The 14,393-nt window shown below is 72.4% G+C and carries 13 protein-coding genes; 9 read left to right on the forward strand and 4 right to left on the reverse strand.

Going from position 1 to position 14,393, the window contains the following annotated elements:
* Positions 1-64 precede the first annotated feature (64 nt).
* The 5 genes from AQJ11_RS24820 to AQJ11_RS51180 are packed head-to-tail and all read left to right on the forward strand — an operon-like array spanning position 65 to position 4,484.
* Positions 65-340, forward strand: coding sequence for a PAAR domain-containing protein (locus AQJ11_RS24820; RefSeq protein WP_041664984.1), 276 nt, complete (start codon positions 65-67; stop codon positions 338-340).
* 3 nt (positions 341-343) lie between these two features.
* Entirely contained in the window at positions 344-751 is a 408-nt protein-coding gene (locus AQJ11_RS24825; protein WP_014671033.1) for a GPW/gp25 family protein, read from the forward strand.
* Complete coding sequence (locus tag AQJ11_RS24830) at positions 748-2,715, forward strand: putative baseplate assembly protein (protein WP_059264430.1); 1,968 nt, start codon at positions 748-750, stop codon at positions 2,713-2,715. Before AQJ11_RS24825 ends, AQJ11_RS24830 begins: the two co-directional genes overlap by 4 nt.
* Positions 2,716-3,276 (forward strand): phage tail protein, encoded by a 561-nt coding sequence (locus tag AQJ11_RS24835; RefSeq protein WP_059264431.1) that lies wholly within the window; start codon positions 2,716-2,718, stop codon positions 3,274-3,276.
* Positions 3,276-4,484: an NADase-type glycan-binding domain-containing protein gene (locus tag AQJ11_RS51180; protein ID WP_398780513.1), complete on the forward strand. Its 1,209-nt coding sequence runs from the start codon at positions 3,276-3,278 to the stop codon at positions 4,482-4,484. Before AQJ11_RS24835 ends, AQJ11_RS51180 begins: the two co-directional genes overlap by 1 nt.
* Positions 4,485-4,610: 126 nt before the next feature.
* Here the strand turns inward: AQJ11_RS51180 and AQJ11_RS24845 are convergent, their stop codons facing one another.
* Positions 4,611-8,534 carry a CHAT domain-containing protein gene (locus tag AQJ11_RS24845; protein ID WP_059264432.1) on the reverse strand — a complete coding sequence of 1,308 codons (3,924 nt, stop codon included), beginning with the start codon at positions 8,532-8,534 and terminating at the stop codon, positions 4,611-4,613.
* A 72-nt stretch (positions 8,535-8,606) separates the two neighbouring features.
* Here AQJ11_RS24845 and AQJ11_RS24850 point away from each other — a divergent pair, with 72 nt between their 5' ends.
* The 3 genes from AQJ11_RS24850 to AQJ11_RS51185 all read left to right on the forward strand — a co-directional run bounded on the left by AQJ11_RS24850 (position 8,607) and on the right by AQJ11_RS51185 (position 11,207).
* Positions 8,607-8,933: a CATRA system-associated protein gene (locus AQJ11_RS24850; RefSeq protein WP_244218338.1), complete on the forward strand. Its 327-nt coding sequence runs from the start codon at positions 8,607-8,609 to the stop codon at positions 8,931-8,933.
* The gene (locus AQJ11_RS24855; RefSeq protein WP_059264433.1) at positions 8,923-10,464 is read left to right on the forward strand and encodes a CATRA conflict system CASPASE/TPR repeat-associated protein; all 1,542 of its coding nucleotides are present in this window, start codon (positions 8,923-8,925) and stop codon (positions 10,462-10,464) included. Before AQJ11_RS24850 ends, AQJ11_RS24855 begins: the two co-directional genes overlap by 11 nt.
* Positions 10,465-10,865: 401 nt before the next feature.
* Positions 10,866-11,207, forward strand: a complete 342-nt coding sequence (locus AQJ11_RS51185; RefSeq protein ID WP_244218339.1) for a hypothetical protein — start codon at positions 10,866-10,868, stop codon at positions 11,205-11,207.
* 59 nt (positions 11,208-11,266) lie between these two features.
* On the opposite strand, the gene AQJ11_RS24865 is transcribed toward AQJ11_RS51185, so the two are convergent.
* Positions 11,267-11,911: a hypothetical protein gene (locus tag AQJ11_RS24865; protein ID WP_244218340.1), complete on the reverse strand. Its 645-nt coding sequence runs from the start codon at positions 11,909-11,911 to the stop codon at positions 11,267-11,269.
* Between the two features lie 451 nt (positions 11,912-12,362).
* Between AQJ11_RS24865 and AQJ11_RS24870 the strand changes: the two genes are divergently transcribed.
* Complete coding sequence (locus tag AQJ11_RS24870; protein WP_244218341.1) at positions 12,363-12,872, forward strand: manganese efflux pump MntP; 510 nt, start codon at positions 12,363-12,365, stop codon at positions 12,870-12,872.
* 94 nt (positions 12,873-12,966) lie between these two features.
* Here the strand turns inward: AQJ11_RS24870 and pqqE are convergent, their stop codons facing one another.
* Positions 12,967-14,070 carry a pyrroloquinoline quinone biosynthesis protein PqqE gene (gene pqqE / locus AQJ11_RS24875; protein WP_059264436.1) on the reverse strand — a complete coding sequence of 368 codons (1,104 nt, stop codon included), beginning with the start codon at positions 14,068-14,070 and terminating at the stop codon, positions 12,967-12,969.
* Complete coding sequence (gene pqqD / locus AQJ11_RS24880) at positions 14,063-14,392, reverse strand: pyrroloquinoline quinone biosynthesis peptide chaperone PqqD (RefSeq protein WP_059264517.1); 330 nt, start codon at positions 14,390-14,392, stop codon at positions 14,063-14,065. The genes pqqE and pqqD overlap by 8 nt, the downstream gene beginning before the upstream one ends.
* Position 14,393: the final 1 nt, after the last annotated feature.

Below are 14,393 nucleotides of genomic sequence, written 5' to 3' on the forward strand. Positions count from 1 at the left end.
GAACAGGCACGGCACGAACAGGCACGGCACCGGACGGATCAGGACCAGGCAGGGGGCACAGCACATGCCAGCAGCCGCACGCGTCGGCGACCCCACCGGGCATCCCGGGGTGATCGGCCCGCCCGGAGAGCCCACGGTGCTGATCGGCGGGCGGCCCGCGGCCACGGTGGGCACCGCGCACCAGTGCTCCTCGCCCGCCGCGCACGCCCCGAGCGCCCTCGCCCCGCCCGGCAGTTCCACGGTGCTCATCGGCGGCCGGCCGGCCGTCCGGGTGGGCGATGCGGCGGGCTGCGGCTCGCCGGTCACGTCCGGGTGCCCGAGCGTGCAGATCGGAGGGTGAGGCATGGGCCGGCAGTTCATCGGCGCGGGCTGGGCGTTTCCGCCGCGTACGGACGCCACCGGCAGCGTCGCGCTGGTCCGGGACGAGCGCGAGATAGAGGAGTCGATCCGGCTGATCCTGGCCACCTCGCCCGGTGAGCGGCCGATGCGCCCGGAGTTCGGGTGCGCGCTCGGCGACTACGTCTTCGCACCCGCCGACGCCGGCACGGCCGGACAGCTGGCCTACGAGGTGCGGCTCGCCCTGGAACGGTGGGAGCCGCGCATCGAGGTGGCGGAGGTCGCCGTACGGTTCGACGAGGCGGACGACGGGGTGCTCTACATCGACATCGGGTACACGGTGCGGGGTACCAACGATCCGCGCAACCTGGTCTTCCCGTTCTACGTGATCCCGGACGACGAGGGGTCCGCATGACGCTCCCGAGTCCCAACCTGGACGACCGGCGCTTCCAGCAACTGGTGGACGAGGCCAAGCGGCTGGTGCAGCAGCGCTGTCCCGAGTGGACCGACCACAACGTCTCCGATCCCGGTGTCACGCTGATCGAGGCGTTCGCCACCATGGTCGACCAGCTCGTCTACCGGCTGAACCGGGTGCCGGACAAGAACTACCTGGCCTTCCTGGACCTCATCGGGGTGCGGCTGTATCCGCCGACGGCCGCGCGCACCGAGGCCACGTTCTGGCTGTCCGCGCCGCAACCCGACACCGTGCGCGTCGCAGCCGGGACCGAGGTGGCGACGGTGCGCACCGAGACCGAGGAGGCGGTGGTGTTCACCACCAGCCGGGACCTGTCGGTCCTACCGTGCGCGCTCTCCCAGCTCGCCACCTGGCCGGCCGTCGGCAATGCCGCCGACCGGTCGCAGGAGCTGGCCCTCGGCCGCGACGTGCCGTGCTTCGGTCGCACGCCCACCCCCGGGGACTGTCTCTACATAGGGCTGTCCCGGCCCGTGCCCCGCTGCGCGGTGGTGCTGCGCCTGGACTGCCGGGTGGACGGCGTCGGTGTGGACCCCCGCCGCCCGCCGCTGGTCTGGGAGGCGTGGGACGGCGCCGCCTGGGCACCGTGCGAGGTCGAGAAGGACGACACCGGCGGGTTCAACAAGGCCGGGGAGGTCATCCTGCACGTGCCGGCCGCGCACACCGCCTCGGTGGTGGCGGGGCACTCCGCCGGCTGGCTGCGCTGCCGTCTGGTGGAGGCCGCGGCGGACCAGCCCGCCTATGTGGCGTCCCCGACAGTCCGCCGGGCGAGCGCGTTCACCATCGGCGGCACGGTGGAGGCGGCGCACGCCGAGACGGTCGCGGAGGAGGTCCTGGGCCTGTCGGAGGGGGTGCCGGGGCAGGGATTCCGGGTGGCCCGGCCGCCGGTGGTGGCGGGCGAGGCGCCGTTCGTGGTGGAGGTCGCCGAGGGCCACGGCTGGGTGGAGTGGACGCGGGTGGACGACTTCGCGCACTCCACACCGCACGACCGCCACATCACTTTGGACCCCAACTCGGGCCAGGTGGACTTCGGGCCCGCCGTGCGGGAACCCGACGGCACCCTGCGGCTGTACGGCGCGGTGCCGCCGAAGGGCGCCCCGGTGCGCGTGCGGTCCTACCGTACGGGCGGCGGACGGCGGGGCAACGTGGCCCGGGGTGCGCTGCGGGTGCTGCGCAGTTCGCTGCCGTTCGTGGCACGGGTGGAGAACCGCCGTCCGGCGCTGGGCGGGGTGGACGGCGAGACGGTGGAGAACGCGCGGGTGCGGGGACCGATGGCGCTGCGCACCCTGCACCGGGCGGTGGTGCCACACGACTACGAGCTGCTGGCGCGTGAGGTGGCGCCGGACGCCGCCCGCGTGGCATGCGTCCCGGCGAGGCCGGCCGAGGACGGGCAGTCGCCCGAACAGGGTGCCGGGGTACGGCTGTTGGTGGTACCGGCCGGTGGCGACGACGAGCAGGGCCGGATCCGGTTCCAGGAGCTGATCCCCCCTCGGGACACCCTGGCGATGATCGCGTCGTACCTGGACGAGCGGCGTCCGATCGGCACCCGGCTGGTCGTGGAGCCGCCCTACTACCAGGGCGTCACCGTGGTCGCCTCGGTGGTGCCGGGCCGCGGGGTGGCGGCCGACCGGCTGCGGGAGGCGGCGCTGGCCGCCCTGTACGGCTACTTCAACCCGCTGTCCGGCGGCCCGGAGGGGGAGGGCTGGCCGTTCGGCCGGCCGGTGCACTCCGGGGAGGTGTTCGCGGTGTTGCAGCGGGTGTCCGGCGTCGACCTGGTCGAGGACGTACGGCTGTTCCCGGCGGACCCGCTCACCGGAGAGCGCGGCGAGGCCTCCACGAAGATCGAACTCGACCGTCACGCACTGGTGTTCAGCTATGAACACCAGCTGCGGGTGCGGGAGGCGTGAGTGCGCGGAACACTTCCCGGACTGCCGACACCGCACCCCCTGCTGCACCAGCTGCCCGCGGTCTACCTGGACCAGCCCTTCGTCGCGGGGTTCCTGAGCGCGCTGGACGAGGTGCTGGCACCCGTGCTGCTCACCCTGGACAACCTGCCCGCACACCTGGATCCGCGCACCGCGCCCGAGGACCTGCTGGCCTGGCTGGCGGGTTGGGTGGCGGCAGAGGTGGACGGGGAACGGCCGGTCGACCGGCGCCGTGCCGTGGTGGCCGGTGCGGTGGCCCTGCACCGGCAGCGGGGTACCCGGGCGGGGCTGGCCGCGGCGATCCGGGCGGAGACGGGCATCGAACCGGAGATCAGCGAGAGCGGCGCCACGTCCTGGTCGAGTGAGCCGGGGTCGGCGCTGCCCGGTTCGGCACGGCCCTGGGTACGGGTACGGCTGCGGGTGCCGGACGCACAGGCCCTGGCACCGACCCGGGCACGGCTGGAGAAGCTGATGGCCGACGAGGTGCCCGCGCACGTCGGGTACGAGGTGGAGGTCCTGACGGCGGAGGAGGCGGGTCGGTGATGGTCTGCCCCGACTGCGGCCACCGCAATGTGCCCGGTGCCCGCTTCTGCGCGTCCTGCCGGACGTTCCTGGAGTGGGCGGACAAGGAGCAGGGCGGGGAGCCGTCCCCCACCACGGGCCCGGCCGCGCCGCGGCCCCCCGAGACTCCCCCGTCCGCGACGCCCGGACCCGACACCCCCACCGTGGCCGCGACGCCCGGACCCGACACCCCCACCGTGGCCGCGACGCCCGGACCCGAGGCCCCCACTGTGGTGGCGCCGCCGCCCCCGGCCGCCCGCCCGCCGGCCACGCCGCCCCCGGCCGCCCGCCGGCCGGTCACCCCGTCCGCCACGCCGCCCGCGGTCCTCCCCCGGCGACCCGACGACCCGCCGCACCACCCATCGGGCGAGGCACCGGCCCACCACACCGGCACACCCGCGGCCCCGCCGCCCCGGACGCCGCCGCGGCCGGACGCTCCGCCGCGCCGCCACGGCCGCCCCTGCCCGAGCTGCCGTGCGGAGAATCCACACGAACGGCGGTTGTGCGTACGCTGCGGGACCCTGCTCGACCCCGCGCAGCCACCCGACCAGGCTGCCCGGCCGCCGTGGTGGCGCCGGATCCTGCCGAGCCGCGATCCGCGCCCGCTGGCCGCCGGGAGCCGGCCCAGGCTCCGGGTGTGGCGCCGGCCGCGACTGACACTGCCGGTGTTCCTGATCGTCCTCGTCGTCGCGGCGTGGCTCGCCCGTGCCGAGCTGACCGAGCTGTTCACGTTCGCGCAGGACAGCACCGGCGATCCGAAGCCCCTGCACCCCGTCCACGTGCGCGCCTCCAGCCAGGCGTCGTCCCACCGGGCGCAGGCGGCCTTCGACGGCTTCAACAACCGCTACTGGGCACCGGCCGCCCGGGGCCCGGGTACGGGTCAGTACCTGGAAGCCGACTTCGAACACCCGGTACGGGTGCGCCAACTGCTGGTCACTTCGGGGATCTCGACGAAGCCGGACGAGTTCCTCGGCCAGGCCCGGCCGTCGGAGATCACCGTCACCCTCGTCTCCTCGCGGGGCGAGCACACCACCAAGAACCTCCGTCTCAACGACGCACCCGGCCAGCAGAGCTTCGAGGTCCACGGGGCGGATGTGACGCGGGTACGGCTGACGGTGGACGCCGCGTACGGCACCCGGCCGGACCGCCGGGTGGCCATCGCCGAGGTGGAGTTCTTCGGCCGCCAGTGACGCACCGCCGCGCGCCGCGCTGCGCCTACCGCGACGGGTGCGGGTCAGCACGGGAGAGGTGTGACGGGCTGGAAAACCGGGGCGCGGCGGGCTCCCCCGCCATGTCATGATCCTGACGGACCCCCGTCACGGACCGATATGGACATACGCGGCCCACATGTCCACGGCGTCCGGACGCCGTGCCCGCAGAATCCCCACCGCCGTGTGCAGAGCATGCGCGGAGCGAGCGGCTGCCTCCGGCCCCGGTAGTCGGGGGTGGCCGTCGGGCGTGAGCAGCAGGGTTGTGTAGAAGGCCCTGGCGACCTGGGACGCACGCAGGCTGTTCAGCTGCCACTGCGACGCCACGACGTGTCGGTAGCCGGCGAGTTGCAGTGCGCCGGCGAGGCTCACCGGCTCGTCGGAATGGGCGGTGGGTGTCCGGTGGGTCTCACAGGCCGACAGATAGGCGAGTTCGGCCTGTTCCAGGTGGAGCCTTGCGATGTCCTGCATCCGCAGCGATCCGCTGGGATAGTGGTCCCACAGGTACAGCACACCGTCCGGGCTCGCGGTGTCCTGCTCGCCATGGCCGGCGAAATGCAGCCACCCGCCTGTTCTGAGATGTCGCACGACCACGTCCCGGACGGCCTCTTCGTCCCGCAGGGTCCGAGCCGCCGGGAGCAGTCCGGCCACGGCGTCGATCTCCAGGGCGACGTGGTCCAAAGGGGGGTGCTCCGTGTACGGGGGTGTCTTGCCGACTCCGACGAGGAGCACGGGCGATGTCGTACGGGACGCCGTCCGGGCTGCCTCCGCGCGTGCGGCCTTGAGGGCTCGCAGGGTCGGTGTGTGGCTCGCGACGAACCGGTCGGCGAGGCTGTCGGTACCCCCCTGGTCCGGCTCGCACGGATCGGGCAGCCGCGTGGCGGCGTGAACCGGAAGCCGATTGAAGACGCCGGTCGGACACCACCAGATGCGTGGTGGTGCGGAGTTCGTGTCCCGCGCCAAAGCCGGTGGCAGCACGCGGAGAACGGGCTCGGCCACCGTCGTCCACAGCCAGTCCAGTACGTCGGTCAGATAGGGGCGGCGCGCCAGACGTTCCTCTGCGTCCCCGTTTCCGGGCCTGTGCACCGAGCGGGTCAGGGCGTCGGCCCGCAGGACCGCCTTGTTGTGCCGGAAGCGGGTGAGCGGGACGACTGTGAGCCGACCGTCGTGGAGGACCAGCGCGTCGGCCCGCAGCGGGCTGGAGTTGAGGACGACCACGGGGCCGTGGCTGGAGGTGCCGAGCAGTTCCTGATACGGCAGGGGCTCCAGGAAGTCGGCGAGACCCGGCTCTTGGCGCACCATGTCGACGAGTCGGTCCCAGCGGCGCTGGCTCTGGCGTCGTCGGATTCCGACGTCGTCCGATGCGCGGACACCCCCTGAGGCCCGTTCATCGCGCGAGAGCGCCAGGTCGGCCGCGAGTTCCGGGGCGCGCAGGCGGATCGCCTCCAGGTCGGTTCGCATGTCCAGGGCGGACGAGAGCAGCAACCCGCGGCCGTGTTCGAGGAGTTCGAGGGCCCGCTCCGGCGCTCCCGCCTCCAGGGCGACGGCGGCGGCGTCGGAGACCGTCTGGGAGGTGTTGCTCAGCACGTTCAACCGGTCGTCGAAGTCGAGTCCGCCCCAAGCCATCTGCGGCAGGGTCGCGATACCCGTCGAGTAGGCGTCGAGCGCGCCTGCCCAGTCCGCTGCTTGCGTGAGGATGCGGGCGCGGGCCACGGCGGCTCGCCACCGGGTGGCCGGGGCGGCCATCGGGTGCCTGGCGACCTTCCCGTACAGTTCCGCGGCCTCGTACCGGTGCTCGTTCGACGTCCGTTCCTCGCCGGCGAGGGCGTCGGCGAGGAACAGGGCGGGCAGCACCCAGTGCGGTCCCTGTTCGTCGAGCGACCGCACGGCCTCCCGAAGGGCTCTGAGCGATGCCTCCAGGAGCCCCGGATCGCCGGTGAGCCGGCCGAGGAAGGACAGGGCCTCGCCGTGCTGCGTGGCGAACAGGCCCAGCTCGGCGAGGCCCGCGCCCGGCTCGGCCCGCGCCGCCCGCAGTACGTCCACGGCGCGCTCCACGTCCTCTCGCGCGCGTTCCTCTGCCTCCGAGCCGCCGGGCGAGGGGATCGCCTCGTCGGGGCCCAGTCTCCGGTGGGCGCGGGCGACCAGGAGTGCGCCCAGGTCGGACAGGAGAAGGGCCCGCAGTGGGGATCCGGCAGGGGTGTCCGCGAGGGCGGCTTCGATCAGGTCGTGGGCTTTGTCGAGCGAGGCCGCCCGGTGCTCCAGCCGCCACTGGGTGTGGAGCGCGAGGGCCAGGTTGCGTCGGATCAGGGGGAGGGCCTGTCCTTCGGCTACCGAGGCTTCGGCCCGCTCCAGATGGAGGATCGCGGTCCGGAGCCGCTTCCGGTCCTGCGTGGCTTCGGCGGCTTCACGCATCGTGGCACCGAGGTTGAGGTGCAGGTGTGTCCTCTCCCACGGTTCCAGGTTGGCGTGGCCGAGCGCCTCGTGCAGGAGGTCTTCGGACTTCTGGAGGTTCTCGGCCCCGCCGCCGAGGGCGACGACGAGCGCGTGGTTGGAGACGCGAAGCGCCCACTGCGGCGCCCCACCCGGATAGCGGGACAGCTCCAAGCCGTGCCGGGTGTGGTCGAGCGCCCGATCGTAGTCCTCGTGGCGCGCGAGCCGCTCGTACCGCACGCGCAGGAATTCCCCCAGCGTGGAGTGCAGCAGGGGGGCGTTGAGCGGAGCCGCTCGGGCGGGGCACAGCGCGAGCGCACGGTCCGCGTGCTCGATGGCGGCGTCCAGGTGTCCGAGGTCCCCCCTCGCCTTGTACAGGGCGCCGAGAGCGATGCTGAGCCTGTTGTGCACCTCCCAGCCTGTGGTGGTGTCCTGTAGGACCGGCAGCGCCTGTCGATAGAGTCCCACCGCTTCGTGCAGGAGCTCCGTGGACCCGTCGGGTGCGGCCTCCCGCCGGATGTCGGCCGCGGCTACCAGGCATTGCGCGTGTTCCACGCTCCCGGGAGGCAAGGCCGCGAGGGACTGTGTGGTCAGGGTGTGAACGCGTGCCGCATCCGCCGCGTCCAGTTGCCGGTGGTCGGACATGAGGACGAAGAGCCGGGCGAGCCGCCACTGCGTCTCGGCTCGCGCCTCGGTGTGGAACGGCTCGGTGAGACTGAGGGAGGCATCGAAGTCGTCCCGCGCGAGGAGGGCGTCGTCACGGCGTCTGTGGAACTGGTAGCGGGCGGCCCGGAGGCAGCCGCGGAACCTGAGCAGCATGGCCGGGGTGCCCGGGACCGCCCCGAAGGCGTCGATGCCGCACGAGGCCAGGGCGAGTGCTTCCGCCAGTGCCTGCTCGTCGTCGGTGTCCTCGTACGCGATGGCCAGGGAACGGGTACGACGCCGGATGAGGACGCCCCAGGTCTCGACCAGACGCCCGCCAGTGGGCGGCACGGCTCCGCCGAGGACCTGCCGGGCCCGGTCGACGAGCCCGGCGCACGCGGCCGCGTCGCCCTGCACGGCGGCGAGCTGGGCATCCGCCAGACACACCGCGGCCCGGACGTCGGGCTCCCAGGGGTGTCGAAACGGTCCGGTCAGGAACGGTGCCAACTCCCCGCGGAAACCGTCGGCGTGCCGGAGGTCGCCCGCGTACTTGGTGGCGCCGTAGCGCAGCACGTGGATCAGCATCGTGTACCAGCGCCGCTCGGCCCAGTCCTGGACGGCCTCCGGGGGCGTGAGACGCAGCGCCTCCGCCATCAGCTCAAGGGACTGCCGGACATTGTCCGGGTGTCCCCCGGCGATCCACAGACAGAGATGGCACGCCGCCAACTGCTCGATGAGTCCCAACCGGCTGGGATGCTTCCGCGGGATGCTCCGCAGAGCCTCCGCGTACATGACCGTCGCGTCCTGGAGGGCCTGCACGTCATCGGAATCCTTCTCCCACGCGCGCAGCCGCTCGTAGGCGCGCAGTCCGAGGTCTCTGCCGTCGAGCGTTCCCTTTCTGAGGCCCATCAGGAGCCCCAGGACCCGCTCCCCGCTGCTGAGCCCCCGTGTGTGGTCCATCTCCCGCCCCCGTTGCGTCCCGTCGGATGCCCTACTCTGTGGCCGGAGCCGGGACATTACCAAGGGGGCACTGTGCGAGCCGAGTTGAGCGATCTCCAGGACGAGGCCCGCGAAATCCTGGGAAGCGTCACCCGCGTGCTGCTCACGCCGGCCGACTGGCAGGAGGTCGAGATGTCCTTGGCGACCATGGCCAAGGCCCTGGACCGGGGCGACCCCGAGACCTTCCGGCGGGAGCTCTACCGCGTCGAGGATCTGATCCCGGTGGAGCGCGGGCCGCGCGCGTTGCCGGGCACGACCAGTGCCCCGGAGCCGGTCCTCGAACGGCATGCCGTGCTCGTCGAACGGATCGGCGCGGAGGACACCTCGGCAGACCGGACCGAGGAACAGGATGACCAGTGAGGCGCGCTACGCACGCGAGGCACTGCTCCTCCACTACTTCTTCGGAGTGGAACGGCTCGCCCTGAGGGGAACCCACCACCTCGGCCTCCTCTGGGACGCCTGTGCGCAGGCCGGAATGGACCGCACCCCGTCCCCCGGTGGCGACCTCTCCCTCCCCACCGACCTGGAGGCCGGCCTCGGCGGGCGGACCCTGTGCCAGCGGACCGACGCCACCGCGACACGCCAGGCCACGCTCTACAGCCTGAACGGCGTGGTCGGGCTCACCGTCATGCTGGCGGCAGAGGAAGGACCCGGCCGTACCGGTGTGCAAAGTGCCGCCCGGCTGCGCGCCCTCGCGCAGGACTGGGACGAGGCGTGCGCGCGAGCTACCGCTGCCGCGGGGCGCGTCACCGACGACGGGCGGACGGTCATCGGGTCCGTCCGTGTCCACCGCTCGCTCACCCTCCCGGGCGGGCCCACGCCCGGGGACCCCGCGGCCGTGGGGGAAGAGCTCCGGCGAGAGCTGGCCCCGCAGACCCAGCTCTCCCGCCCCGTCAACCTGACCGGTCAACTGGTCCTGTGGGAATTGACCCGGCGGGGTGATCCCTTCTCCACCGACCGGGAACTCCTCGCCACCGGGCCCGCCACCGACGAGCAGGAGGGCCTGCTCGACGACTGGACCTGGACCACCGTCGACGACAGCCTCGTGCCCCTGACGCGCTATCTCGCCAACGCCGCCATCGTCCGGGACCAGTACCGGGTACGCGTTGCGGATGCGGCGTCGATCGCCGGCCGCCTCCGCGGGCTGCGGCGTCAGGGCGCGGAACTGACCCGGGAATGGCGGGACGTCCTCGTGGCACACCCCACCGGCACACGCATGGGCCGACGCGACCTGGCGCGCTGCGAGAGCATCGCCGTCCGGGCGCAGCGGCTCCTTGCGGAGGAGAGGCTGGCGCACGCGGCCACCGGCGACATGCGCCTGATGCTACGCAATCTGGAGATCGCGGCCGACGGCATGAAGGTCCTGGGGACGTGCGCGGACGGCACCCCGAAGACGGTGGGACGCGACAAGGAGTGTCACTCGAACCTCGCCCAGGTCCTCGACGACGACGTGGCCCACAGCGAAATCGCCAGGGAACAGGTGGCCGAAACCGCCCGAATCGCCTCGGAGACCGCGACGCAGCATCTGCAACGCCACCAGCAGTACCTCGCCCTGATCCAGACCGCGATCATCGGCGCCCTCCTGATGGCTCTGACCGCCATCCAGGCTCTGGCCTACAAACTGCCCATCCCGGCCGGTCTGGACGCGCCGTTGATCGCCCTGCTCGGTGCGCTCGGCCTGGGCCTCCCCCTCCTCGTGGTGCGTCGGTGGCGCGGCGGCACCGGGGGGCGCATCGGCGGCATCCTGGAGGTCGCCTCCCTCGCCGCCACGGGCGCGGCTGCGGGCTGGCTGGCGGGACGCGCCCTCGGGCACACCAGCCTCTTGGTGGTCAGCGGGATCGTCCTCCTGGGCGTCGCCGGGATGTGGCTGACGCGCCGGTCGTCCCCTTGAACCCGTCACCCGGAACCACCGACCCGCACGCGGTGGCCGGATCTGGTGCACCGGGATGCGCCAAGTGAAGCCGAGCGGCCACGATGACCGCTGCCAGTCCGCACGACGAGGAGCAGGCACCTCTCATGACCACACCGCCGCCGGAGCCGCCTGGTTCCACGCCTTGGTCGACGTGGCGCAAGGCCTTGGCCGTCGTCGCCTCCGCTGTGCTCTCGGGCGTGGTGGGTGCCTGGGCCCAGAACTGGTTCGCTGACGATCCCACCCCCCACGGGCCGGCTGCCGACCGCACGGTGGCGACCGCCGAGAGCGGCGACGGCCGTCCTTCCACCGGACCTGGTACACCGTTCACCGGGACGGACCCGGACACGTATTGCGCCCGTCGGCCAAGGGCGGTGGGCTCGGTGGAATGGGTCCCCTGCGCACGCGTCACCGCGGACGCGGTCCACTTCGGCGTCCTGGTACGCAACACGGGGGGACGCCAGGAGCTCCGCCTTCGCCTCGGGTACGTCCGCGCGGAGCACCCGGTCCCCTGCGACTCGCCAAAGGACGAGGTGTCCGTCACGGCCGAGGCCGGCACGACGGCGTGGTTCACCCTCCCGGGATGCGCCGTCGCGCGCGTGCACGGAGCGGTCCAGGCCACCGCCCGACTCGCGGCCAAGGACGGCGACCTCTCCGCGATCGCGCTCTCGCCCACGCTCCAGATCCAGCCGAACGGCTCGGTAATGCCTCCGGCGTCCTACTGACCCGGGACAGCCGGGCCGGCTCAAGGAATGGCGCGGGCCGACCGTCCGCTACGACGGCGCTACGAGAGCGTGGTGATCTTCAGGGACAGGTTCGGCGCCCAGGGGGCTTCGACGATCTGGGCGCGCACCAGTCTGCCCTTGTCCGTGATCACGCAGATCGAGTTGCCCGCGATGATCCCGGCCTCCTCCACTGCATTCGAGTGCATGAGGATCTCTTCGAGTCCACCTCCGCTCGCGGCGGCCTCGCAGGCTTGCCTGCTGAACGGTTGGCGCTTCGACAGGACGCCGGCGCGGCTGTCCCGCCCCGTCCCGAATTCGACCGGGGAGCAGCCGTACCAGTTCAGATCCGCCGGTGCGGCTGCGTCCTCGGCGTCGGGCTCGGACCTGTCGACTCGGGTGACGAAGGGGTACGAGTCGAAGTCGATGTGGCTGGCGTAGTCGCACGTGCTGTCGCCGTTGAGGCGCAGGGGGAGCGGCTCTCCCGGGAAGGGCTTCGCCGGGTCGACGCTCCGCTCGGGGCTCTCCGCGTCGGCTGAGGCCGAGGGCTCCGGGGACGATGGCGCGGAAGCGGTGGGCTTCGCGGCATGCGTGGCGACCGTGGCCGAGGGCTTCGCGTCTTCCCGCTTGTCGTCGTCGCCAGAGGTGGCGACGACGAAGATGCCGGCGATCACAGCGGCCAGCAATGTGCCACCGACTCCGATCAACGCTGACCTGTGCGAGGCGCGGGCGCCGATGTGAGCCGCCGTGATCGCCGGGTCGACGGGCGGTGGCGCAGGTGGGCGCCGGTCCGGCCTGGACGGCTCCTGACCAGGCGAAGGCGGCGTGCTGTTGTTGTTCGCGTTGTCGGCTGCCATCGGCTCCCCCGATCTGTGCTTCTTGGTGCACGAGATCTACCGCATGCGCCACGGGACCGCCAACTCGCGACAGCTCACGACCACTTGACACCACGAACGGTCACGTGGGCGCCGGTCGTCGTCGGGCGAGCGACGCAGGAAATGCCACGGAAATCGGCTTGCCGAATTCATTCCGCGAACCGTCCGGGATATACTTTGGAATTATGGTGCATGCTGGTTCAGGCAGGGTCGTTTCCGCCGACACCGGTCGTCATCGGGCAGCCGATTCGCCATGATCTGGGAAATACTGGCCCTGGGTTTCGTGCTCAGTCTCGACAATCTCCGGGTATCGATCGCGCTCGGCACGCTCCCCTTCGGATTGAAGCGCGCGGTGCAGGTCGCGCTGACCTTCGGGCTGTGGGACGCGATCATGCCCCTCGCCGGGATGCTGATCGGTCACCGGATCGGCGAGTCCGTCGGGGGCGTCGCCGATGTGGTGGGCGCGTCCGCGCTCGGCGGGTACGGTCTCTACCTCGTCATCTCGTCCCTCCGCAACCCCGAGCCGGACGAACTGGACCACCCGTGGGCGTTGTTCGGCATCCCGTTGACACTGAGCCTGGACAACTTGCTCGCCGGGGCGAGCCTGGGGGTTCTTGGGTTCTCGCCGTGGTTCTCGGCGGCCGTCTTCGGCGGCATGACGGCAGTGTTGTCGCTGGTCGGGCTGCAACTCGGGCGGGCCGCGGCGCGTCTCATCCGGATCCGCTCGGACCTGATGAGCGGGGTCACCTTGATCATCGCCGCCGCGACGCTGCCGTTGTGGTTCGGCAACTGACCCGCTCCACCGGGGGGCAGACCGGCCTGCGGGCAGAGGGTCGGCGGAGCAGCGGAGGATCGCAGACCCGCGATTCGGCATGGAGGGCAGGTCGTTACCGGGCGACAGGCGGCAGACCCGGTCGGTGCGGGCGGGGGACCAGCGGAGGGTCGTCGTCCCGCGAGTCGGCGTTGGCGGCCCCGACCGCCCGGGCGACCAGGCCGTGGTCGGGCGACAGGTAGCAGACCGGGTCGGTGCGGGCGGCGTCGCCGGTGAGCAGGAACGCCTGGCAGCGGCAGCCGCCGAAGTCCACCTCCCGCCGGGGGCAGCTCCGGCAGGGTTCCGGCATCCAGTCGGTCCCGCGGAACGCGGTCATCACGGGGGCCTCGGCCCAGATCCGCTCCAGCGGGTCCTCCCGCACACTGGCCCGCGGCAGCGGCAGGGACTGGGCGGCCGGGCAGGGCAGGACGTCGCCGTTCGGCGTCACGGTCAGCTGCCGGGAGGCCCAGCCGCCCATGCACGGCTTCGGGTAGCGGCTGTAGTAGTCGGGGATGACGTAGACGATGTCCATGCGGTCCCGCAACCGCTCGTGGGCGGCCCGTACGACGGTCTCGGCCGCTTCGAGTTGGGCCCGGCTCGGCAGCAGCGCGGCCCGGTTTCGCCAGGCCCAGCCGTAGTACTGGGTGTTGGCCAGCTCCACCCGGTCCGCGCCCACCTCCTCGGCCAGGGCGAGCACGTCGGCGACGCGGTCGATGTTGTGCCGGTGCAGCACCACGTTCACAGTGAGCGGCCAGCCCAGCTCCTTGACCACACCCATCGCCTCGATCTTGCGCCGGAAGGACGGGATCCCGGCGATCCGGTCGGACACGGTCGGTTCGTCGGCCTGGACGCTGATCTGTACGTGATCCAGACCGGCGGCCCGCAACTGCTCGGCCCTCGGACGCGAGAACCCGAGGGCGCTGGTGATGAGGTTGGCGTAGAGGCCCAGGGCATGGGCGTGCGCGACGAGCCGCACCAGGTCGCGCCGCAGCAGCGGTTCCCCGCCGGACAGGTGGCACTGCATGACTCCCAGGTCCTCGGCCTCGGTCAGCACCCGCAGCCACTCGTCGGTGGTCAGCTCGTCCTGGTAGCCGGCCAGGTTCAGCGGGTTGGAGCAGTAGGGGCAGGCCAGCGGGCAGCGGTAGGTCAGCTCGGCGAGCAGCCCGAGGGGGCTATCCATCGGTGAGCTCCACCCAGCGCCGGGCGACGAGCCGGGCCAGGAACTGCCTGACCTCGTCGTCGGGTACGGTCTCGTAGCGCGCGCCCAGTTCGCCCACGATCTCGGCCACGGTGTGCCGCCCGTCGCACAGTTCGAGTATGGCCGCGCCGCTGCCGTTCAGAACCACCACCGTCTCGGGGTGCAGCAGGACCTTCTGCTGCCTGGTCCGGCAGAAGGCGAGCCGGACGTGGGCCGCCAACCGGGGCCGGTCAGAGCCGGACACCCCGGTGCCGGGCCGGGTCGCGCTGCTGCTCCGGGTCGTGCCGGTATGGGTCGGGTCCATG

The organism is Streptomyces corchorusii (assembly GCF_001514055.1).
In the GTDB taxonomy this organism is placed as follows: Bacteria; Actinomycetota; Actinomycetes; order Streptomycetales; family Streptomycetaceae; genus Streptomyces; species Streptomyces olivaceoviridis.

Bases quoted from the DNA above. Each gene is read 5' to 3' on its own strand.
- pqqD (WP_059264517.1), bottom strand. From the start codon at position 14,392: ATGGACCCGACCCATACCGGCACGACCCGGAGCAGCAGCGCGACCCGG.
- AQJ11_RS51180 (WP_398780513.1), top strand. From the start codon at position 3,276: ATGGTCTGCCCCGACTGCGGCCACCGCAATGTGCCCGGTGCCCGCTTC.
- pqqE (WP_059264436.1), bottom strand. From the start codon at position 14,070: ATGGATAGCCCCCTCGGGCTGCTCGCCGAGCTGACCTACCGCTGCCCG.
- AQJ11_RS24855 (WP_059264433.1), top strand. From the start codon at position 8,923: ATGACCAGTGAGGCGCGCTACGCACGCGAGGCACTGCTCCTCCACTAC.
- AQJ11_RS24825 (WP_014671033.1), top strand. From the start codon at position 344: ATGGGCCGGCAGTTCATCGGCGCGGGCTGGGCGTTTCCGCCGCGTACG.
- AQJ11_RS24820 (WP_041664984.1), top strand. From the start codon at position 65: ATGCCAGCAGCCGCACGCGTCGGCGACCCCACCGGGCATCCCGGGGTG.
- AQJ11_RS24830 (WP_059264430.1), top strand. From the start codon at position 748: ATGACGCTCCCGAGTCCCAACCTGGACGACCGGCGCTTCCAGCAACTG.
- AQJ11_RS24845 (WP_059264432.1), bottom strand. From the start codon at position 8,534: ATGGACCACACACGGGGGCTCAGCAGCGGGGAGCGGGTCCTGGGGCTC.